This is a genomic window from Stutzerimonas nitrititolerans (genome assembly GCF_003696285.1).
Lineage (GTDB): Bacteria > Pseudomonadota > Gammaproteobacteria > Pseudomonadales > Pseudomonadaceae > Stutzerimonas > Stutzerimonas nitrititolerans.
Genome location: NZ_RFFL01000001.1, coordinates 254,657 through 273,723 on the forward strand (window position 1 = coordinate 254,657; position 19,067 = coordinate 273,723).

Here is a 19,067-nt window from a genome sequence, read left to right on the forward strand (position 1 = left end):
CCATGCGTAAATTCATGCTCAGTGCCATCATCGTTACCGCCAGCCTGTTCGGCCTGTCGGTCCAGGCGGCAGAGTTCCAGGCCGGCAAGGAATACGTCGAATTGAAGGCGCCGGTGCCGGTGGCTGATCCGAGCAAGATCGAGGTGGTGGAGCTGTTCTGGTACGGCTGCCCGCATTGCTACCAGTTCGAACCGATCATCAACCCATGGGTCGAGCAGTTGCCTGACGACGTGGATTTCAAGCGCATTCCTGCCATGTTCGGCGGTGCCTGGAACCTGCACGGACAGCTGTTCCTGACTCTGGAATCGATGAACGTCGAGCAATCGGTGCATGATGCCGTGTTCAACGCCTATCACAATCAGGGCAATAAGTTGGAAACGCCGGAGAAGATGGCTGATCTGGTCGCCAGCAACGGCGTCGATCGCGAGGCGTTCCTCAAGGCCTTCAACTCCTTCGGCGTGAAGAGCCGTGCCGAACAGGCCAAGAAGCTCGGCATGGCCTACCAGATCACCGGCGTGCCGGTGATGGTCGTCAATGGCAAGTACCGTTTCGACATCGGCTCGGCCGGTGGTCCGCAGCGTGCGCTGGAAGTCGCCGACTTCCTCATCGAAAAAGAACGCGCTGCCCGGTAAGCGGCCATGCTGCGCCGCTGGAGTTCGCCGCGCCTGGCAGGCCCTTGCCAGGCGCAGGTCAACGCCCATTGCCTGACGTCGAGCGGATTGCCGGCCGATGGCCGCCTGCGTCTGCTCAGCTTCAACATCCAGGTGGGCATCAGCACCGAGCGTTACCATCACTACCTGACCCGTAGCTGGCAACATCTGCTGCCGCATGCGGGGCGCGCCGGCAACCTCCAGCGCATCGGCAAGCTGCTCGACGGTTACGATCTGGTCGCCCTGCAGGAAGCCGATGGCGGCAGCATGCGCTCCGGCTACGTCAATCAGGTCGAGCATCTGGCCCAGCTCGGCGCCTTCCCCTACTGGTATCAGCAGCTCAACCGCAACCTGGGCCGGTTCGCCCAGCACAGCAACGGTGTGCTAAGCCGGCTCGAACCTCAGGCGCTGGAAGATCATCCGCTACCGGGGCCATCCGGGCGCGGCGCCATACTGATGCGCTTCGGCGAGGGAGAAGATGCGCTGGTGGTAGTGATGATGCACCTGGCGCTGGGCGGCGGTACACGCAGTCGACAACTGGCCTACATTCGCGAGCTGATCGGCGGCTACCGTCATCAGGTGCTGATGGGCGATATGAATACCCATGCCAGCGACCTGCTGGAAAACTCGCCGCTGCGCGACCTCGGCCTGCTGGCGCCGCAGATCGAGGCGACCTTCCCCAGCTGGCGGCCGCAGCGCTGCCTCGATCACATTCTGCTGAGCCCCAGCCTGGCGCTGGAGCGGGTCGATGTGCTGTCGCAGGCGGCGATTTCCGATCACCTGCCGGTGGCCGTCGAGATCCGTCTGCCCGACGCGCTGCACGGCGATGCGATGCCGGTAGTCACCGGCGGGACGCCATGAGCCAGACGGAAGCCCAGCGCTGGAAGGAAAAGTACCTGCAGGCGCTGGAACGGCAGGAGCAGCTCGAGGAGCGCTGGGAGGCACGCCTGGACCTGTTGCGCCGCAGCCTGGTGCGCAGCAGTTTCGCCGTCGAGGGCGGCGATCCGGCGGTCGAGCGCTGCATGCAGCAACTGCGTGCGGTACTGCGCGAGGGCGATCTCGACGATGGCTTGAGTGCCCTGGTGCCGCGCCTGGAAAGCGCCGTGCTGAATGGAGAGCGTGAGCGCCACGAGCGTGTCGCCCGACTGATCGGCGCGCTGCAGCGCCTGGTTGAACAACTGCTCGCCCTGACGCCGCCCAACGAGGTGCGCAAATCACTGAAGCGTTATGCCAGGCAGGCTGAAAAGCGCGCCGCCCAGGCGAGCGAGCTGCCGGCGTTGCTCGGTGAGCTGGCCGGGCTGCAGGCGCAGACGCTGGCCGTTCAGGATTCGTCCGAGAAACGTGCGGATGGTCTGTTGCAGCGCCTGTTCGGCCATGGTCAGCGAACGCTGGCCGAACAGGTGGCCGAGGCGCCTGTCCCGCAGGTGGCGGAGCCGCATGCGGAAAGGACCGAAACGGCTCAGGTCGTTTGCGCCACAACGAGGCGAGACGATTTCGACTGGTCGCTGCTGCTCGACCAGTTGCCGATGCCTGCGGCCCTGTTCGATGAGCCCGAACCGGCCGCGCCGCAGGAAGCCGAGGAGCAGCCGGCTGCAGACGCGGCGCCCGACGAAGACCGTTATGCGCTGCCGATGATGTCCGAACAGGCGTACAGCGCGATCGCCGAGCATGTCCAGGCCACCCTGTTCGGCCTGCTCGACGATCTGCAGCTGCCCGAATCGCACGGGCCGCAGGCGGCTGCGCTTCGTGAAAGGGTCGAGCGGGGGCTCAACTGGTACGAGCTGGTCCCGGTACTCGATGACCTGGCCGTGCTGATGCGTGCCGCCACCAGCGAGAGCCAGCGCGAGTTCGAGAACTATCTGCAGTCGCTCAATGAGCGCCTGTCGACGATGCAGGACAATCTGTCCGCCGCCCATGAGGGCGTCGCGCAGAGCCAGGAAGCGGCCCGGGTGCTCGACGACGAGCTGCGCCAGCATGTCGGTGGGCTGCGCCACAGCGTGCTCGAGGCCAATGACCTGGCGAGCCTGAAACAGGCGGTGCGCACGCGCCTGGATGGGCTGCTGGCGACCGCCGACGCCTACCAGCAGCGACACAGCCAGCATGAAAGCCAGCTGGGTGAGCGCCTGCAGCAGCTCGTGGGGCGCGTGACGAGCCTCGAGCAGGCGGCCAGTGGCTTGCGTCAGCGTCTCGAAGAGCAGCGCCAGCTGGCCCTGGTCGATACGCTGACCGAGCTGCCGAACCGCGCCGCCTGGGACGAGCGTCTGGAAGTCGAAGTGGCGCGCTGGCAGCGCTACGGCGGCGAACTGCTGCTGGCCGTGCTGGATGTCGATCATTTCAAGCGCATCAACGACGACTTCGGCCACCTCGCCGGTGATCGGGTGCTGAAGATCATCGCCGGTGAGTTGCGCAAACGGCTGCGCAAGACCGATTTCATCGCCCGCTTCGGCGGCGAGGAGTTCGCATTGCTGCTGCCCCATACGCCATTGCCGGAAGGCCTGCGGTTGCTGGATACGCTGCGCCAGGGCATCGAGCAGTGCCCGTTCCATTTCAAGGGCGAGCCCGTCACGGTGACGCTTTCGGGCGGTCTGGGCCGGTTCGCCGAGGGCGAAACGCTGGAGCAGGTCTTCGAGCGTGCCGATCACGCGCTCTATGCGGCCAAGGACGCCGGTCGCAATCGTATCGAGCTCGGCCTGACCGAGCGGTTATAATCGCGCGTCCTGAAGCGCTTCCAGCGGAACGGCATGGCCATCGGCTGTTCGCCGTTTCGATGGTCGGCGCCCTACCAGCTGTCAAAGGTGTTCATGAAAGCTGTAGTCCTCGTCGCCGTGGCGGCGCTGCTTGCCGGTTGTGCCGGCGGCCCCCGCATCGATAGTAGCCATACCTCGCTCGGCCAGGACAGCCGCGCGCAATTCATCGTCCTGCACTACACCTCCGCGGATCTGGCGCGTTCCCTGGAGCTCCTCGAGCAGGACCAGGTGAGCAGCCACTACCTGATCGGCGAGTCGCCGCCGACCATCTATCGCCTGGTGGACGAGGATCGGCGTGCCTGGCATGCCGGTGAGAGCGAATGGCGCGGTCGCACCTGGCTCAACTCCAGCTCGATCGGTATCGAACTGGTCAATCCTGGCTATGTCGAGGGTCCCCAGGGGCGGCTCTGGTATCCCTATTCCGAGCAGCAGATCGATGCGCTGATCGAACTGCTCAAGGACATCATGGCGCGCCATGGGCTCGGGCCCGAGGCGATCGTCGGCCATAGCGATATCGCGCCGCAGCGCAAGGTCGATCCGGGGCCGCTGTTTCCCTGGAAGCGGCTGGCCGACGCCGGCCTGCTGCCCTGGCCGGATGCCGCCGAGGTGGCACGCCAGCAGGCGTCGTTCGCCATCGAGCTGCCCGATGTCGCCTGGTTCCAGGACCAATTGCGCATGCAGGGCTACAAGGTGCCTCTGCATGGGCATCTGGACCTGGAGACACGCAACGTGATCGCCGCGTTTCAGATGAAGTACCGTCCGACGCGCTTCGACGGCGAGCCCGATGCCCAGACCGCGGCGCTGCTGCAAACCTTGAATCAGGCTCGATAGAAGGCTGGCAGCAGCTGCGGGTCGCTTCTCAGATCGGCAGGGCCACGTAGAAGATGGTGCCGTGGCCGATCCGCGAATGCACGCCGATGCGACCACCATGCAGCTGGGTGATTTCCTTGCAGAGCGCCAGCCCCAGTCCGGCGCCGCCGCGCCGCCGGCCGATCTGCACGAAGGGCTCGAAGATCCGCGCCTGCTGGGAGTAGGGAATGCCCTCGCCGTTGTCCTCGACGCTGATGATCACCCGTTCGCCATGGTGGCGGGCGAGCAGGCGAATCTCGCCCCCTGGCTGCGTATGGCGCAAGGCATTGCTGAGCAGGTTGTCCAGCACCCGGTCCATCTGCTGGCGATCGAGCAGCAGCGTCGGCAAGGCCGATTGCAGCTCCAGCGTCAGTTCGATGTCGCTCTCCTGCGCCTCCTCGTGGAAGCGCTCGCGCGCCTGCTCGAGCAGTTCGGGAATGTCGCAGGGAACGCGTTCCAGTTTCTGCTGGCCGCTCTGGTAGCGCGAGAAATTGAGCAGGTCGTTGATCAGCGTGACCAGCCGCTGCATCTCCTCGTGAACCGTGCTGAACAGGTCGGCTTCACGGCTGTTTTCCGGATAATGGGTGCGCTCGCGCAGCAGGCTGAAGGCCATCTGCATGCCGGTTACCGGGGTGCGCAGTTCATGGGAGGCGCGCAGCACGAACTCGTTGCGCACGCGCTCGAAGGTGCGCTGGTCGGTGACGTCGTGCAGCACCATCACCGCGCCGCTGATGCGACCGTCGTGGTGGCTCACGGGGCTCATGCGCCAGGCCAGCAGGCGCCGCTCGCCGTCGGCTTCGATCACCAGATCCTCGGGCGGGCCGGACAGCGATCTGTCGTCGAGCACCTGGCGCGCGGCTTCGTCCAGCTCGGGATAGCCGAGCGCCTGGCCGAGAGTCGAGCCCAGGTGTTCGGTCTCCCAGGCCAGCTGGCGCTGGGCAACCGGATTGGCGTGCTCGAGCCGCCCCTGGCGGTCGACGATCAGCAGGCCGTCGTCGATGCTGTCGAGCAGCGCCTGCAACCGTTGCTGCCCGTTGACCAGCGCCTCGACGTTGGTCTGCTTGAAGCGATGCAGCGCCTGGGACATCAGGCCGAAACGGTGGATCAGCGAAGACAGCTCTGCGATCGGCGAGCGCGGCAGGGCAATGTCGAAATCACCGCGGCCGATCTGATCGGCAACGCCGGCGAGCCGCTCGATGGGTTCGCCGAAGCGGCGTGCGAAGCTGTGTGCCGTGATGAAGCCGATCAGCAGCACCGCGATACCGGTCAGCCCGAGCAGGCCCGCCAGCAATTGTGCGCGCTCGCGGCTGCGGATCTCGGTATCCCGGATCTGGTCGTAGGCGCTCTGCTGCATCTCCACCATCAGCTCGCGCACGTAATTGAAGGACTGGCTCAGCGCGTTGTCTTCGAGCAGGGTCCACTGCAGGTTGTTCGGCATCTGCAGTTCATTGAGGAATGCCGCGTAGGCATTGCCGATGGTCTGGAAAGCCTGCCGATCCGCTTCGTTCGCGGACCCGGCGATGCCTTTGGCGAGAGCGGTCTGGAACACTTCGCGCGACTGGGCCAGCGCCTCGCTGTCGCGGTTTTCCCTGAGGAGAATCAGCAGGTGGTTGCCCAGGGCCTGGCGCAGTTGCTGGTTGACCTCGATGATGCCGAAATTGTCCTTGATCAGGGTTTCCTGGCTTTTTGCCATCTGCATGACGCTGACCAGGGCCAGCGACAACCCCAGCAGGGCGACGGTCATCAGCGCCGAGAACCCCAGGAAAAGACGGGTTCTCAGCTTCATCTGGAATTTCATAGGCCGTATTGCTTGCGCTTGCGGTAAAGCGTGGAGGCATCGATACCGAGGATGCGGGCGGCCTGCTCGAGGGTTTCGCTGGTGCTCAGCACACCGGCGATGTGAGCCTTTTCTAGGGCTTCCAGGCTCAGGGGTTCGCCGATCCGCGGGGCATTGCTGGCCGCCTGGTCGGCCAGACCGAGATGGCTGACTTCGATCATCGGCTGCGGACAGATGATGCTGGCGCGCTCGACCACGTTGCGCAGCTCGCGGACGTTGCCGGGCCAGCGATAGGCCCTGAGCGCGGCTATCGCTCCGTCGCTGAAGCCGCGTGCCGGGCGCCCGTAGCTCTTCACGAAGAACGCCAGGAAGCGCTCGGCCAGGGCCAGCACGTCCTCGGGACGCTCGCGCATGGGCGGCAGGTTCAGGGTGATGACGTTGAGGCGATAGAGCAGGTCTTCGCGGAACTTGCCCTCGCGCACCATTTCCTCGAGGTTGAGGTTGGTCGCCGCGAGGATGCGCACATCGGCGCGGCGGGTGACCGGGTCGCCCACGCGCTCGTATTCCTTGTCCTGGATGAAGCGCAGCAGCTTGGGTTGCAGCGCCAGCGGGAAGTCGCCGATCTCGTCGAGGAACAGGGTGCCGCCGTCGGCCTGGTTGACGCGGCCAAGGGTGCTTTCGGTGGCACCGGTGAAGGCGCCGCGGTTGTGGCCGAACAGCTCGCTCTCCATCAGGTCGGCCGACAGCGACGGGCAGTTGATGGTGATGAAGGCCTTGCGTGCGCGCCTGCTCCAGTTGTGAATGGCGCGCGCCAGTTCGCCCTTGCCGGTGCCGGATTCGCCGAGGATGAGGATGTTGGCATCGGTATCGGCGACCTGCCGAGCGGTTTCCACCACGCCCATCATCGCCGGGCTGTGCGAGCCGATCGCGTCGTTGCGCTGTTGCACTTCGCCTTCGAGCGCCTCGAGGCGGGCGGCCATCTGCCGGACTTCCAGCTGTTTGGCGGCCGACAGGCGCAGTTGCTCGGGGCTGCAGGGTTTGACCAGGTAATCCGCCGCGCCAGCCTGCATGGCGTCCACCGCGGTATCCACCGCCGAATGGGCGGTGACGATGACCACCCGCATCCAGGGCGCCAGCACACGCATCTGCTGCAGGACGTCCAGCCCGTTGTCCTCGCCCAGGCGCAGGTCCAGGAAACACAGGTCGAATACCTGGCGTTGCAGGATGGCTTCGGCCTGCGCCGCACTGGCCGCTGTCAACACGGTGTAGCCGCGATCTTCCAGGCAGTAACGGAAGGTGCGCAGGATCGCTGCTTCGTCATCCACCAGAAGGATGCGGCCACCGGTGTCGGTCGTTTGGTCCATGAATGCTCCAGTCGGCAGGCGATCGGCGAACTGCCAGGTTGAAATGAAATCGAGCGGCGAAAGGCGTGAATAGCCAGCCGGAGCGCTATTCGGCGATTGCATTAGTCTACAAAAAGTCTTGCAAGTTGCACGGTTCGCGCAGCGGACGCGCGATACGCCTCGGCGGATGGATCGCAGGCACCGAGCTTGCGGTCGATAGGTATGGGATGCAACCAGACAATCTCCGTGTCCCCTCAGAAAGTCACAGGAGGATCCATGAACCAGAGCATGAACCAACTCAACGAGCTGATCGAGATTACCCGCGATGGTCAGCATTTCTATCAGCATGCCCTGACCGAGGTGAAGGACACCGAGTTGCAGCACCTGTTTCGCGATCTGGCGCAGGCCAAGACGCACATCATCCAGGCGCTCTCCGTCAAGGTTGCCGCCAACCACCAGCAGCCAGCCCAGGGCGGCACGCTGGCGGGGAGCATGCGCGAGCTGTACACCGACACCCGCGCCCGCCTCGGCGATCCCGACAAGGTCTACGTCGAGCAACTGGAGCAGATGGAGGATCGCATCGTCCAGGCCTTCGAAGATGCGCTGAGCGCCGCCGAGCCCGATGTGCGGGCATTGCTGGCGATCGAACTGCCGAAACTGCGCGCCTGCCAAGAGCGGATGCGCAAGCTGCGCGGCGATCTCTGAGGATGCTAACTGCGGGTCGCTGCAAGCCATGCAAAATGCACGGCGTCGTTTTGGGTCGTCGTGCAATTTAAACCGGGAGGATGAGCGATAGAGTTTGTTAACCTATTGATTTTAAAGAAATAAATAATGGCGGCGAGGATGGCACGGAGGCTGCAACGGTATGGGCATTGAACGTACCGTCCACCCTGCATCGAGGGAGTCGAGGAATGAATCGCCAAGACAGCTTTTCGTGGGTCAGCAAAGGTTTCCTGGCCGCAGCCGTCGTCGTGCTGATCGCTGGTGCCGAACAACCGGATACGCAACCGCTCAGCCAGACGCAGCGTGAACCGGTGGAACGAATTCTGATGTACGACGCTCAACCAGTAGGGACCGCACAGGCTGGCAAGGCGTCGCAAGTGCTCGATTACACCCCGCGGCACGAAGAACAGCGTTGGGTCTTCTGAGTCGCGAGATGTCAGCAGGGATGCAGAGAATCAGCCAGGCCAATCGCACTGCGAACCTGCTGAGTTTTTTCTGAACCGAAGAGGAGTAACACCATGCTGAGTTGGGCCATTACATTCCTGATCATCGCCATCATCGCCGCGGTACTGGGCTTCGGTGGAATTGCCGGCACTGCGACTGGTATCGCCAAGATATTGTTCGTGGTTTTCCTGGTGCTGTTCGTGGCATCGCTGATCTTCGGCCGGGGACGTGGACCGCGTATTTGACGCAGTGACCGCCGCCCGCAAGGGCGGCTGCAACAACAGGTTACTCAGGGATGTACCACGGGCGGGATGCCAGAATTCATCCGCTTATCGCCAAGGCGATAAGCGACCCGCGGCACTTGCCGTCAGCGAGTGCCGAAGGATCGTTTTTCGAAGGCGAGCCAGGGGGCCGGGACGCTCTGTTCATGGAGCGACCTAGGGGTACAGGGAGTGCCTCCGTGATGGGCCAGGTTCGGTAATGACTGCAATCGGAGGTGGGCCTACTCCCCCTCCGATTGCAATCGATACGAAACGATTCGCTCCTGCGACGCGCTCGTACGTGTCGTGTCGATACGACCCTCCATCTCTTCCGACTACGGTTACCGTCGGTTCGCCCGATCGTTTCACCGATGGTCGCTGCTGGTCCACGCCGTTATCATCGCGCGCATCGATAGTTCTGGAGAGCGACATGCTCAACGGCCTCTGGCTGGGCTTTTTTCTGATTGCGACGGTGGCGGCCCTGGCGCGCTGGCTGCTGGGCGGCGATCCGGCCGTGTTCGCCGCGCTGGTCGAGAGCCTGTTCGCCATGGCGCGGTTGTCGGTCGAGGTCATGGTCCTGTTGTTCGGTACCCTGACCCTCTGGCTGGGTTTCCTGCGCATCGCCGAGAAGGCCGGGCTGGTGGATCTGCTGGCGCGGCTGCTGGGCCCGCTGTTTCGTCGGCTGATGCCGGAAGTGCCCCCCGGCCATCCGGCGCTCGGCCTGATCACCCTGAATTTCGCCGCCAACGGCCTGGGCCTGGACAATGCCGCGACACCCATCGGCCTCAAGGCCATGCGGGCCTTGCAGGAGCTCAATCCCAGCAGCACCGTGGCGAGTAACGCGCAGATCCTGTTTCTGGTGCTCAACGCGTCGTCGCTGACGCTGCTGCCGGTGTCGATCTTCATGTATCGCGTGCAGCAAGGCGCGGAGGACCCGACGCTGGTGTTCCTGCCGATATTGCTGGCCACCAGCGCCTCGACCCTGGCCGGCCTGTTGTCGGTGGCGCTGATGCAGCGGCTGCGCCTGTGGGATCCGGTGGTGCTGGCCTACCTGATTCCCGGTGCGCTGCTGCTCGGTGCCTTCATGGCGCTGCTGGCCAGCCTGTCGGCCACGGCGCTGGCGACCCTGTCGTCGCTACTGGGCAACCTGACGCTGTTCGGCCTGATCGTCGCTTTCGTCGGCATCGGCGCGCTGCGCAAGGTGCCGGTCTACGAAAGCTTCGTCGAAGGTGCGCGAGAAGGGTTCGATGTGGCCAAGAGCCTGCTGCCCTACCTGGTCGCCATGCTTTGTGCAGTCGGCGTACTGCGCGCGTCCGGCGCACTGGAATTCGGTCTGGACGGCATTCGCTGGCTGGTGGACGTCGTCGGCCTGGACACGCGCTTTGTCGACGCGTTGCCCACCGCGCTGGTCAAGCCATTCTCGGGTAGCGCGGCACGTGCCATGCTGATCGAGACGATGCAGAACCATGGCGTGGACAGCTTTCCCGCGTTGGTGGCGGCGACCGTGCAGGGCAGCACCGAAACCACCTTCTATGTACTGGCCGTGTATTTCGGTGCGGTGGGTATCCAGCGCGTACGTCATGCCGTGGGTTGCGCACTGCTGGCGGACCTGGCGGGCGTGGTGGCGGCCATCTTCGTCTGCTACTGGTTCTTCGGCTAAGCGGGCGAAGAGGCCGACCCGGTACGGACCAAGGTGGCGCGGCGCGTCCTTCGCAGGCGCCGCTAGCCACTCGGCCTCAGTGGCGATGCTTGTGTTTGTGCTTGTAATGGCCCTTGGCTTTGCCGGGGTGGCCGCTGCGGTAATGCCGGCGATCATCGTCGTCATCACCGTACTCGTTGCCTATCGCGCCGCCGGCGCCACCACCGACGGCAGCGCCGATCAGCCCGCCGGTACTGCCGCCGACCCGTTGGCCGATCACGTTGCCACCCGCGGCACCGAGGCCGCCACCGATGGCCGCTTCGGTACGGCTGCGCTTGTCGGCACCGACCATCCCTCCTGCCGCACCGCCAACGCCGGCACCGATGGTCGCGCCTGTCGAGCCGCCCAGGTGTTCACCTACCACCGAGCCCAGGGCGCCACCCAGAGCGCCGCCGACGGCCGCTTCGGTGTTGCTTCCGGCAAACGCGGCGCTGCTCAGCAGGCTCGCGGACAACAACAGCATCGACGAATACTTCATGACGAAACCTCCGATGGATTGGCGGCGCGATCCTCACGTGCGCCGAGGAACGGCGCAAGCACTCGTCGATGAAAGGCGTGAAGTTTCTCTCGTTTTCTAACTAACTGATACGAAAGCGGAATTTTCAACAGGCGAAGCGGTCGAAGCTCTCTTGTCCGGTATGCTGGCAGGGCAGGTGAGGCGGTCGGTCCTGCTTCAATCCGCGTGCTCGGCCGCTGCGTTCGCCGGGCTGTAAACCCGCGGAGATCCATTGCGTGGCAGATGGATCAGGTTGAGGTTGTGCTGCCGCGCCCAGCTCGCGGCAAGGCTGGTCGGCGCCGAAAGGCTGACCAGAGTAGGAATGCCGGCGCGTTGCACCTTGTGGATGAGCTCGAGGCTGCAACGGCTGGTCACCACGGCGACGCCGCCGGAGACTTCGTGCCCGTTGCGCTTGAGTGCGCCGATCAGCTTGTCCAGCGCATTGTGCCGACCGATGTCTTCGCGGCTCAGCAGCAGCTCGCCCCGGGCATCGATGAACAGCGCGGCATGCACCGCGCCGCAGCTCTGGCCCAGGGGCTGGAAGCCGTCGATGCGCTGGCGCAGGTCCTGTAACCAATGCGCCGGTGGCAGTGCCGCGACCGGCATGACCGGCAGCTGCGGCAGAGCCTGTTCCAGCGCTTCGACACCGCAGAGGCCGCAACTGGCGTTGCCGGGTAACTGCCGACGCTGCTGCTTGAGCTTCCAGAAGGCGCGGTTGGCGATTTCCACTTCGGCATGGCGCCCGCTGCCGGTGCCGCCGATACGGATGTCGTAAATGTCCTGAACGCTCTCGACGATGCCGCTGCCCAGGCTGAAACCCACCACGAAATCTTCCAGATCGATGGGCGATACCATCATTACCGCCTGGCTGAGGCCGTTGTAGGCGATGGCCAGCGCGCACTCCTCGGCCAGTTCCACCGGCTCCAGCTGCGGCTGGCCGAGAGGCTGGAACTGGCTGGACTGACTACCGCCGGGTTGCGCCTGGGCAGTGTCGAGCGGAGCGTCGTGCTGGGGTGGGTTCATCGGTGGATCCGTATCTCGGTGAGGGCGGAGGGGTTCAGGCTCAGGGCTGCACGCCTTGCAGCGCGCGGATGAGTTCGCGGTAGTCTTCGACCGCGGCGAATTCCTCGGTGTCCTTGCGGCCGCGACGGCTGTCCGGTTCGCTGACCGCCAGCAGCTGGGCGACACCGAAGCGGCGTGCGCTGCGCAGGATCGGCAGGTTGTCGTCGATGAACAGCGTGCGCCCCGGATCGAAGTCGATGTCCTGCTTCAGCGCATACCAGAACTGCGCATCTTCCTTGGGAAAACCGTAATCGTGGGAGCTGATCAGCCGGTCGAACCAGGGGGCCAGCTCGACGCGTTCCAGTTTCAGCGACAGCGAATCGCGGTGCGCGTTGGTGATCAGCACCACCTGCTTGCCGGCCTCGCGCAAGGCCGCGAGGAACTCGTCGGCGGCCGGACGCAGGGCGATCAGGTCGGCGACCTCGCGCTTCATCTCGCGGATCGGCAGCTCCAGTTCGCGGGTCCAGTAGTCCAGGCAGTACCAGGTGAGCCGGGCCTCGTGTTCATTGAACAGTGGCGCCAGCTCCAGCTCGGCCATGGCGCGGCTGATGCCGTGGCGCTCGGCATAGCGCTGCGGCAGATGTTCGAGCCAGAACTGATTGTCGAAATGCAGGTCCAGCAGGGTGCCATCCATGTCCAGCAGGACGGTATCGATGTCGGACCACGGCAGGGAGGCGATCATGGGCAGGCTCTTCATGGTGGCAATGGTGGGGCAGCCGTCAGCTCGATGCAAAGCGTTAGCGGTCCCGGCAAAAAGCCGGGTTATGATAACCGACCGCGTTTCCAGGAGTGCCGCCATGCGCCAGAAGCCCACCGTGCTCGCCCGTGAGATCGTCGCGAGCAGCCGCCTGTTCCGTGTCGAGGAGCTGCAACTGCGTTTTTCCAACGGCGTGGAGCGCACCTACGAACGACTGGTGGGCAAGGGCTCCGGCTACGGCGCAGTCATGATCGTCGCGCTGGAGGCCGATGGCCGGGTGCTTTTGATCGAAGAATACTGCGGTGGCACCGATACCTATGAACTGTCGCTGCCCAAGGGACTGATTGAGCCTGGCGAGGACGTGCTCGATGCCGCCAACCGCGAGCTCAAGGAGGAGGCCGGCTTCGGCGCTCGCCGGCTCGAATGGCTGACCGAACTGTCGCTGTCGCCGGGCTACATGAGTCAGAAGATTCAGGTGGTGCTGGCGCGCGACCTCTATCCGGAGCAACTGCCGGGCGACGAACCGGAGCCGATGCGTGTCGAGCGCGTCGACCTGCACGAGCTGTCCGCGCTTGTCCAGCACCCTCAATTCAGCGAGGGGCGTGCGCTGGCGGCGCTCTACCTGGCCCGCGACCTGCTGACCCAGCGTGGAGAATTCTCGTGAGCCATCCTTATCTGGCCCCGGTGATCGATCTGGTCCAGGCCGCCGGTCGCGCGATACTGCCTCATTGGCGCAGCGAGCTGCAGGTGCATGAAAAGGCCGACGCCTCCCCCGTCACCGCCGCCGACCTGGCGGCCCACCATCTGCTGAGCGAAGGCCTGCAGGCGTTGGACGCGAGCATTCCGGTGCTGTCGGAGGAAGCCTGCGATCTGGCACTGGCCGAGCGCGCCGGCTGGACTCGCTGGTGGCTGGTCGATCCGCTGGATGGCACCAAGGAGTTCATCAGCGGCAGCGTGGAATTCACCGTCAACGTGGCGCTGATCGATCAGGGGCGGGTGCTGTTCGGTGTGGTCGGCGTGCCGGCCAGCGGGCGCTGCTACTACGGTGGCGCGGAGCTGGGCGCCTGGTGCGCCGACGCCGAGGGGCACGTCGAGCCGCTGCAGGTGCGTCCGACTCCGCCGGGCAGTTTCACCGTGGTGGCCAGCCGGCGTCATTCGAGTCCGGCGCAGGAGCGCTTGCTCGCTGGGCTGGGGGAGCGCTTCGGGGAGCTGGTGCTGGCCAGCGTCGGCAGTTCGCTGAAGTTCTGCCAGCTGGCCGAAGGCCTGGCCGACTGCTATCCACGCCTGGCGCCCACGTCCCAGTGGGATACCGCTGCTGCCCAGGGCGTGCTCGAAGGTGCTGGTGGGGAAGTGCTGGACATCGACGGCGCGCCGCTGACCTACGAGGCGCGCGAAAGCTACCTCAACCCTTCCTTTCTGGCATTGCCGCGGGATGCCGCCTGGCGTGCCGAGCTGATCGAGCTCGCCAAGGCGCGCTAGGCCGCCGAAGGCGTAGCGTTTGAGCGCGCCGTGCTTATTTGTGCAGGACGAATTGCCCGGTGAAGCGTACGGCATCGCGGCCATCGGCGGCGAGGATGCGGCTGTGCAGCGTCACGCGCGAGCGGCCACGGCGGCGATAGATCGCTTCGAAGCGCTCCCAGGCCTCATCGGACGGCGCCGAGCAGATGGCGATCGCATCGTCCACCACCGGTAGCGGGTATTCGATCTGGCCTTCGTGAATCACGATGTGCCCGTCGTCGATGCCCGCCTCGCGCAGGCGCAGGTGCATCCAGCCCCAGCCCGCCAGCACCGAGGCGCAGTACAGGCTGCCGCCGAACATGCTGCTCTTGTGATTGATGTTGGCTTGCAGCGGCACTCTCAGGCGCAGCTCGTGGTTTTCCCACTGCTCGACGCGCAGGCCCATGGACCGCGTCAACGGGATATCGTGGTGGAGAATGGCTTCCAGGTAACGGCTATCGCGGCTCATGCCGGGTGGATTCCTAAACGTTGCGGATACTGGCAGACGCCAAGCATGACTGCTGAGTCACGGTTTTGCCAGTTCCACCAGGCGCATTTGATGATTCGCCGCTGGCGGGGCGAAAGGCTATCGGCGTTCCACGATTTTCTGCTGGTAGGCGCAGTAACCGGGCCGTGGACCGACGCGCGGATGATTGCGGCAGGTGTCGGGGCGCTTGGCGTAGACGGTACAGAGCCGGGTCTGGCGATCCAGGTAGAGACAGTCGCCGTTGGCCAGGCGGGTCAGCGTGAATATGCCGTGCTTCTGGTTGAAGTGCTCGACGATGCCGGCCTTGCTCAGCCGTCTGGCGATGTTGCGAAGTGGTTCGTCGCGCTCGAAGGGGTCGACTACTTCCAGGCGGATCAGGTCGTCGATGCGCACCTCCACCGGCAAGGTACAGCAGGTGGCGCGACAGTCGCGGCACAGGCCGTTGCTGTAGCGGGCCCAGGTTTCCAGGCGATCCGGGTCGGCGGAGGCGATCAGCTTGTTTTTCACGGTGCAGGCATCGGGGGAAAGGCGCGCGATGATAACGGCTGGCCGGGGAATTTCCAGTGGCGATGGCGAGTCGAAGCCGGACATGGATGCCAGACCGGCTCTGGTCCGCCGGGTGTCGCCATTTCTTGCCACCGTCCCGAGGTCCCTCATGACGCAGGAATCCAATCTCCCCAGTCCCGACGACATCGCCACCTTTCGTGAAAACATTCTGCGCAAGCTGACCTACGCGATTGGCAAGGACGCCGGGCACGCTTCCCAGCTCGACTGGTACGAGGCGGTCGCATTGGCAACCCGCGACCGGATGATCGACAGATGGATGGACCGGACCCGCGAGACCTATCGGCAGAATGGCAAGCGGGTCTATTACCTGTCGCTGGAGTTTCTGATCGGTCGCTTGCTGACCGACAGCCTGAGCAATCTCGGACTGCTGGATATCGCCCGTGAGGCACTGGCCGAGCTGGGTGTGGACTTCGACCAGATCCGCCTACAGGAGCCGGATGCGGCGCTGGGCAACGGCGGGCTTGGCCGCCTGGCCGCCTGTTTCATGGAAAGCATGGCCACGCTGGGCATCGCCGCCTATGGCTATGGCATTCGCTACGACCACGGGCTGTTCCGCCAGGCCATCGTCGATGGCTGGCAACACGAGCAGACCGAAACCTGGCTGAATTTCGGCAACCCCTGGGAGTTCGAGCGGGCCGAGGTCAGCTACCTGATCGGTTTCGGTGGTCATGTCACGGCGCTGCCCCGTGCCGGTGACGAACAGGCGCTGTCGCAGCATTTCTGGCACTGGGCCGAAGGGGTACGGGCCATCGCGTACGACACGCCGACGGTCGGCTGGCGCGGCAGCAGCGTGAACACCCTGCGCCTGTGGCGCGCGCGGGCCGAGGCGGATTTTCACCTGGAGCGCTTCAACGCCGGCGACCATATCGGCGCGGTGGCCGAAGAGGCGCGCGCCGAGAGCATCTCGCGCGTGCTCTACCCGGCGGACAGCACCGAGGCGGGCCAGGAACTGCGCCTGCGCCAGGAATACTTCTTCGTGGCGGCTTCCCTGCAGGATCTCTTGCGGCGTCATCTCGATCAGCATCAGAGCGTGCTGAGCCTGCCCGAATACAACGCCATCCAGCTCAACGACACCCATCCGGCGATTGCCGTGGCCGAGCTGATGCGCCTGCTGGTGGATGTGCACGACGTTCCCTGGGAGAAGGCCTGGGCGTTGACGGTCGCGACCCTGTCCTACACCAACCACACGCTGCTGCCCGAAGCCCTGGAAACCTGGCCGGTGGGCCTGATGGAGCGCCTGCTGCCGCGGCACATGCAGATCATCTACCTGATCAACGCGCAGCACTTGGACAGCCTGCGCGCGCGCGACATCAACGATGCCCGCCTGCTGCGCTCGGTGTCGCTGATCGAAGAGGATCATGGCCGCCGGGTGCGCATGGGCAACCTGGCCTTTCTCGGCTCCCACTGTGTCAACGGCGTCTCGGCGCTGCATACCCAACTAATGCGCGAGACGGTGTTCACCGACCTGCATCGGCTGTACCCGCAGCGCATCAGCAACAAGACCAACGGCATCACCTTCCGTCGCTGGCTGTACCAGGCCAACCCGTCGCTCACCCGGCTGCTGGTGGAACATGTCGGCGAAGAGCTGCTGGACGCCCCGGAAACCCGCTTGCGGGAGCTGGAGCCTTTCGCCGAGCAGGCGGAGTTTCGCCGACGATTCGCCGAGCAGCGGTTGGCCAACAAGGAATTGCTGGCCGGTCTGATTCAGGAACGTGTGGGTATCCGTGTCGATCCGCATGCGCTGTTCGACGTGCACGTCAAACGCATCCACGAATACAAGCGACAACTGCTCAATCTGCTGCACACCGTCGCGCTGTACCAGGCCATTCGCGCCGATCCGGGCGGCGACTGGGTGCCACGGGTGAAGATCTTCGCCGGCAAGGCGGCGGCCAGCTACCACACCGCCAAGCTGATCATCAAACTGACCAACGACATCGCCCGCACCATCAATGACGACCCGACGGTGCGCGACCTGCTCAAGGTGGTGTTCCTGCCCAACTACAACGTCAGTCTGGCCGAGCGCATCATTCCGGCGGCCGACCTGTCCGAGCAGATCTCCACCGCCGGGCTGGAGGCCTCCGGCACCAGCAACATGAAGTTCGCCCTCAACGGCGCCCTGACCATCGGCACCCTGGATGGTGCCAACGTGGAAATGAGCGAACAGATCGGCCTGGAGCACATGTTTATCTTCGGCATGACCGCCCAGGAAGTGGAGGCACGCAAGCAGGCTGGCGAATACAACGCCGAGGCGACCATCTACCAGTCGCCTCGGCTCAACGAGGTGCTCATGGCCATTCGCAACGGGGCATTCTCCGCCGATGACCCGGGGCGTTACACCGCCCTGATCGATGGCATCACCTGGCATGACACCTTCATGGTCTGCGCGGATTTCGAGGCCTACTGGCAGGCACAACGGGAGGTCGAGAAACGCTGGCGCGATCCGGCTCGCTGGTGGCGTTCGGCGGTGCTGAATACCGCCCGCACCGGCTGGTTTTCCTCGGACCGGACCATCCGCGAATACGCCGAGGAGATCTGGAAGGTCATGTGAGTCGCACAGCGGCGCTCATCGGCACGCTCGCCCTGCATGCGGGGCGCCGGTTTGCTCGCGATCGCTGCAACAGCGCGGCTTGCAGCGAAACCGGACGGGCCCTGGCCGTTTCGCTGAACTCTGCGGCAAGTGGGCCGGTCTGAGGGAAGGTCAGTTTCTCCATGGCCTGCTAAACTGCGCGGGTTTTTTCCTCTCCCGGAGTCATTCCATGTCACGCGTAACCCTGAGCCGCTACCTGATCGAGCAGACTCGCAGCAACAACACCCCTGCGGATTTGCGCTTCCTCATCGAGGTGGTGGCGCGGGCGTGCAAGGCAATCAGCCACCAGGTGTCCAAGGGCGCGCTGGGCGGCGTGCTCGGCAGCGCCGAGAGCGAGAACGTGCAGGGCGAGGTGCAGAAGAAACTGGACGTGCTGTCCAACGAGATCCTGCTCGAAGCCAACGAGTGGGGCGGTCACCTGGCCGGCATGGCCTCCGAGGAAATGGACAACGCCTACCAGATCCCCGGCAAGTACCCCAAGGGCGCCTACCTGCTGGTGTTCGACCCGCTGGACGGCTCCTCCAACATCGACGTGAACGTGTCGGTCGGCACCATCTTCTCGGTGCTGCGCTGCCCCGGCGAATGTTTCTCCCAGAACGATGCCCTCGGCGAAGAGGCCTTCCTCCAGCCCGGCACCAAGCAGGTCGCCGCCGGTTATGCCATCTACGGTCCACAGACCATGCTGATGCTGACGCTCGGCAACGGCGTGATGGGCTTCACCCTGGATCGCGAACTGGGCAGCTTCGTGCTCACCCACGACAACATTCGCGTGCCGCACAGCACCGCCGAATTCGCCATCAACATGTCCAACCAGCGCCACTGGGAAGAGCCGGTGCGTCGCTACGTCAGCGAACTGCTGGCCGGCGAGGAAGGCCCGCTGGGCAAGAACTACAACATGCGCTGGATCGCCTCGATGGTGGCCGACGTGCACCGCATCCTCACCCGTGGCGGTCTGTTCATGTACCCCTGGGATGCGCGCGAGCCGGAGAAGCCCGGCAAGCTGCGCCTGATGTACGAGGCCAACCCCATGTCCTTCATCATCGAGCAGGCCGGCGGCGCCGCTACCAACGGCCGGCAGCGCATCCTCGATATCCAGCCGACCTCGCTGCACCAGCGCGTACCGGTGTTCCTCGGCTCGCGCGAAGAGGTCGAGCGCGTCACCGGTTACCACGGGGGCTGAGC

Annotated in this window: 19 protein-coding genes; 12 read left to right on the forward strand and 7 right to left on the reverse strand. The window is 64.8% G+C overall.

Annotated features, from left to right (window positions below; all coding sequences use genetic code 11):
- The first annotated feature begins 2 nt into the window (after nucleotides 1–2).
- The 4 genes from EA795_RS01150 to EA795_RS01165 all read left to right on the forward strand — a co-directional run bounded on the left by EA795_RS01150 (nucleotide 3) and on the right by EA795_RS01165 (nucleotide 4,228).
- The gene (locus EA795_RS01150; RefSeq protein WP_122075089.1) at nucleotides 3–632 is read left to right on the forward strand and encodes a thiol:disulfide interchange protein DsbA/DsbL; all 630 of its coding nucleotides are present in this window, start codon (nucleotides 3–5) and stop codon (nucleotides 630–632) included.
- Nucleotides 633–641: 9 nt separating this feature from the next.
- A complete protein-coding gene (locus EA795_RS01155) occupies nucleotides 642–1,511 on the forward strand; it encodes an endonuclease/exonuclease/phosphatase family protein (RefSeq protein ID WP_258189737.1) in 870 nt (289 codons plus the stop codon).
- A complete protein-coding gene (locus EA795_RS01160; RefSeq protein WP_122075091.1) occupies nucleotides 1,508–3,358 on the forward strand; it encodes a GGDEF domain-containing protein in 1,851 nt (616 codons plus the stop codon). The genes EA795_RS01155 and EA795_RS01160 overlap by 4 nt, the downstream gene beginning before the upstream one ends.
- A gap of 93 nt (nucleotides 3,359–3,451) precedes the next feature.
- Entirely contained in the window at nucleotides 3,452–4,228 is a 777-nt protein-coding gene (locus EA795_RS01165) for an N-acetylmuramoyl-L-alanine amidase (protein ID WP_122075284.1), read from the forward strand.
- A 28-nt stretch (nucleotides 4,229–4,256) separates the two neighbouring features.
- On the opposite strand, the gene EA795_RS01170 is transcribed toward EA795_RS01165, so the two are convergent.
- Together EA795_RS01170 and algB are read right to left on the reverse strand one after the other, a co-directional pair.
- Nucleotides 4,257–6,044, reverse strand: a complete 1,788-nt coding sequence (locus EA795_RS01170; protein ID WP_122075093.1) for a KinB sensor domain-containing domain — start codon at nucleotides 6,042–6,044, stop codon at nucleotides 4,257–4,259.
- A complete protein-coding gene (gene algB, locus EA795_RS01175; RefSeq protein WP_122075095.1) occupies nucleotides 6,041–7,387 on the reverse strand; it encodes a sigma-54-dependent response regulator transcription factor AlgB in 1,347 nt (448 codons plus the stop codon). Before algB ends, EA795_RS01170 begins: the two co-directional genes overlap by 4 nt.
- Before the next feature lie 255 nt (nucleotides 7,388–7,642).
- On the opposite strand from algB, the gene EA795_RS01180 reads away from it, so the two are divergent.
- The 4 genes from EA795_RS01180 to EA795_RS01195 all read left to right on the forward strand — a co-directional run bounded on the left by EA795_RS01180 (nucleotide 7,643) and on the right by EA795_RS01195 (nucleotide 10,453).
- On the forward strand, nucleotides 7,643–8,071 hold the full coding sequence (locus tag EA795_RS01180) for a PA2169 family four-helix-bundle protein (RefSeq protein WP_058073873.1): 429 nt from the start codon (nucleotides 7,643–7,645) through the stop codon (nucleotides 8,069–8,071).
- 206 nt (nucleotides 8,072–8,277) lie between these two features.
- Nucleotides 8,278–8,514: a hypothetical protein gene (locus EA795_RS01185; protein ID WP_014854443.1), complete on the forward strand. Its 237-nt coding sequence runs from the start codon at nucleotides 8,278–8,280 to the stop codon at nucleotides 8,512–8,514.
- Between the two features lie 93 nt (nucleotides 8,515–8,607).
- On the forward strand, nucleotides 8,608–8,778 hold the full coding sequence (locus EA795_RS01190; RefSeq protein ID WP_014854442.1) for a DUF1328 domain-containing protein: 171 nt from the start codon (nucleotides 8,608–8,610) through the stop codon (nucleotides 8,776–8,778).
- A gap of 445 nt (nucleotides 8,779–9,223) precedes the next feature.
- The gene (locus EA795_RS01195; protein WP_058073875.1) at nucleotides 9,224–10,453 is read left to right on the forward strand and encodes a nucleoside recognition domain-containing protein; all 1,230 of its coding nucleotides are present in this window, start codon (nucleotides 9,224–9,226) and stop codon (nucleotides 10,451–10,453) included.
- A gap of 76 nt (nucleotides 10,454–10,529) precedes the next feature.
- Here EA795_RS01195 and EA795_RS01200 read toward each other — a convergent pair whose 3' ends face one another.
- The 3 genes from EA795_RS01200 to yrfG all read right to left on the reverse strand — a co-directional run bounded on the left by EA795_RS01200 (nucleotide 10,530) and on the right by yrfG (nucleotide 12,732).
- The gene (locus EA795_RS01200; RefSeq protein ID WP_014854440.1) at nucleotides 10,530–10,970 is read right to left on the reverse strand and encodes a YMGG-like glycine zipper-containing protein; all 441 of its coding nucleotides are present in this window, start codon (nucleotides 10,968–10,970) and stop codon (nucleotides 10,530–10,532) included.
- 195 nt (nucleotides 10,971–11,165) lie between these two features.
- The gene (gene fdhD / locus EA795_RS01205; protein WP_058077944.1) at nucleotides 11,166–12,011 is read right to left on the reverse strand and encodes a formate dehydrogenase accessory sulfurtransferase FdhD; all 846 of its coding nucleotides are present in this window, start codon (nucleotides 12,009–12,011) and stop codon (nucleotides 11,166–11,168) included.
- Between the two features lie 40 nt (nucleotides 12,012–12,051).
- Nucleotides 12,052–12,732: a GMP/IMP nucleotidase gene (gene yrfG / locus EA795_RS01210; protein ID WP_122075286.1), complete on the reverse strand. Its 681-nt coding sequence runs from the start codon at nucleotides 12,730–12,732 to the stop codon at nucleotides 12,052–12,054.
- 115 nt (nucleotides 12,733–12,847) lie between these two features.
- Between yrfG and nudE the strand changes: the two genes are divergently transcribed.
- Both nudE and cysQ read left to right on the forward strand, forming a co-directional pair.
- On the forward strand, nucleotides 12,848–13,411 hold the full coding sequence (nudE, locus tag EA795_RS01215) for an ADP compounds hydrolase NudE (RefSeq protein ID WP_014854437.1): 564 nt from the start codon (nucleotides 12,848–12,850) through the stop codon (nucleotides 13,409–13,411).
- Complete coding sequence (cysQ, locus tag EA795_RS01220) at nucleotides 13,408–14,226, forward strand: 3'(2'),5'-bisphosphate nucleotidase CysQ (RefSeq protein ID WP_122075097.1); 819 nt, start codon at nucleotides 13,408–13,410, stop codon at nucleotides 14,224–14,226. The genes nudE and cysQ overlap by 4 nt, the downstream gene beginning before the upstream one ends.
- Before the next feature lie 34 nt (nucleotides 14,227–14,260).
- On the opposite strand, the gene EA795_RS01225 is transcribed toward cysQ, so the two are convergent.
- Complete coding sequence (locus EA795_RS01225; protein WP_065984520.1) at nucleotides 14,261–14,713, reverse strand: thioesterase domain-containing protein; 453 nt, start codon at nucleotides 14,711–14,713, stop codon at nucleotides 14,261–14,263.
- Between the two features lie 117 nt (nucleotides 14,714–14,830).
- A complete protein-coding gene (locus EA795_RS01230; protein ID WP_122075288.1) occupies nucleotides 14,831–15,238 on the reverse strand; it encodes a YkgJ family cysteine cluster protein in 408 nt (135 codons plus the stop codon).
- A gap of 148 nt (nucleotides 15,239–15,386) precedes the next feature.
- Here EA795_RS01230 and EA795_RS01235 point away from each other — a divergent pair, with 148 nt between their 5' ends.
- Both EA795_RS01235 and EA795_RS01240 read left to right on the forward strand, forming a co-directional pair.
- A complete protein-coding gene (locus EA795_RS01235) occupies nucleotides 15,387–17,846 on the forward strand; it encodes a glycogen/starch/alpha-glucan phosphorylase (protein ID WP_014854433.1) in 2,460 nt (819 codons plus the stop codon).
- Between the two features lie 208 nt (nucleotides 17,847–18,054).
- Nucleotides 18,055–19,065, forward strand: coding sequence for a class 1 fructose-bisphosphatase (locus EA795_RS01240; RefSeq protein WP_014854432.1), 1,011 nt, complete (start codon nucleotides 18,055–18,057; stop codon nucleotides 19,063–19,065).
- Nucleotides 19,066–19,067: the final 2 nt, after the last annotated feature.

What these genes read in the sequence shown, in the direction of transcription:
- EA795_RS01150 (WP_122075089.1), top strand. Translation starts at nt 3, where the DNA reads ATGCGTAAATTCATGCTCAGTGCCATCATCGTTACCGCCAGCCTGTTC.
- EA795_RS01160 (WP_122075091.1), top strand. Translation starts at nt 1,508, where the DNA reads ATGAGCCAGACGGAAGCCCAGCGCTGGAAGGAAAAGTACCTGCAGGCG.
- EA795_RS01165 (WP_122075284.1), top strand. Translation starts at nt 3,452, where the DNA reads ATGAAAGCTGTAGTCCTCGTCGCCGTGGCGGCGCTGCTTGCCGGTTGT.
- EA795_RS01170 (WP_122075093.1), bottom strand. Translation starts at nt 6,044, where the DNA reads ATGAAATTCCAGATGAAGCTGAGAACCCGTCTTTTCCTGGGGTTCTCG.
- algB (WP_122075095.1), bottom strand. Translation starts at nt 7,387, where the DNA reads ATGGACCAAACGACCGACACCGGTGGCCGCATCCTTCTGGTGGATGAC.
- EA795_RS01180 (WP_058073873.1), top strand. Translation starts at nt 7,643, where the DNA reads ATGAACCAGAGCATGAACCAACTCAACGAGCTGATCGAGATTACCCGC.
- EA795_RS01185 (WP_014854443.1), top strand. Translation starts at nt 8,278, where the DNA reads ATGAATCGCCAAGACAGCTTTTCGTGGGTCAGCAAAGGTTTCCTGGCC.
- EA795_RS01190 (WP_014854442.1), top strand. Translation starts at nt 8,608, where the DNA reads ATGCTGAGTTGGGCCATTACATTCCTGATCATCGCCATCATCGCCGCG.
- EA795_RS01195 (WP_058073875.1), top strand. Translation starts at nt 9,224, where the DNA reads ATGCTCAACGGCCTCTGGCTGGGCTTTTTTCTGATTGCGACGGTGGCG.
- EA795_RS01200 (WP_014854440.1), bottom strand. Translation starts at nt 10,970, where the DNA reads ATGAAGTATTCGTCGATGCTGTTGTTGTCCGCGAGCCTGCTGAGCAGC.
- fdhD (WP_058077944.1), bottom strand. Translation starts at nt 12,011, where the DNA reads ATGAACCCACCCCAGCACGACGCTCCGCTCGACACTGCCCAGGCGCAA.
- yrfG (WP_122075286.1), bottom strand. Translation starts at nt 12,732, where the DNA reads ATGATCGCCTCCCTGCCGTGGTCCGACATCGATACCGTCCTGCTGGAC.
- nudE (WP_014854437.1), top strand. Translation starts at nt 12,848, where the DNA reads ATGCGCCAGAAGCCCACCGTGCTCGCCCGTGAGATCGTCGCGAGCAGC.
- EA795_RS01225 (WP_065984520.1), bottom strand. Translation starts at nt 14,713, where the DNA reads ATGAGCCGCGATAGCCGTTACCTGGAAGCCATTCTCCACCACGATATC.
- EA795_RS01235 (WP_014854433.1), top strand. Translation starts at nt 15,387, where the DNA reads ATGACGCAGGAATCCAATCTCCCCAGTCCCGACGACATCGCCACCTTT.
- EA795_RS01240 (WP_014854432.1), top strand. Translation starts at nt 18,055, where the DNA reads ATGTCACGCGTAACCCTGAGCCGCTACCTGATCGAGCAGACTCGCAGC.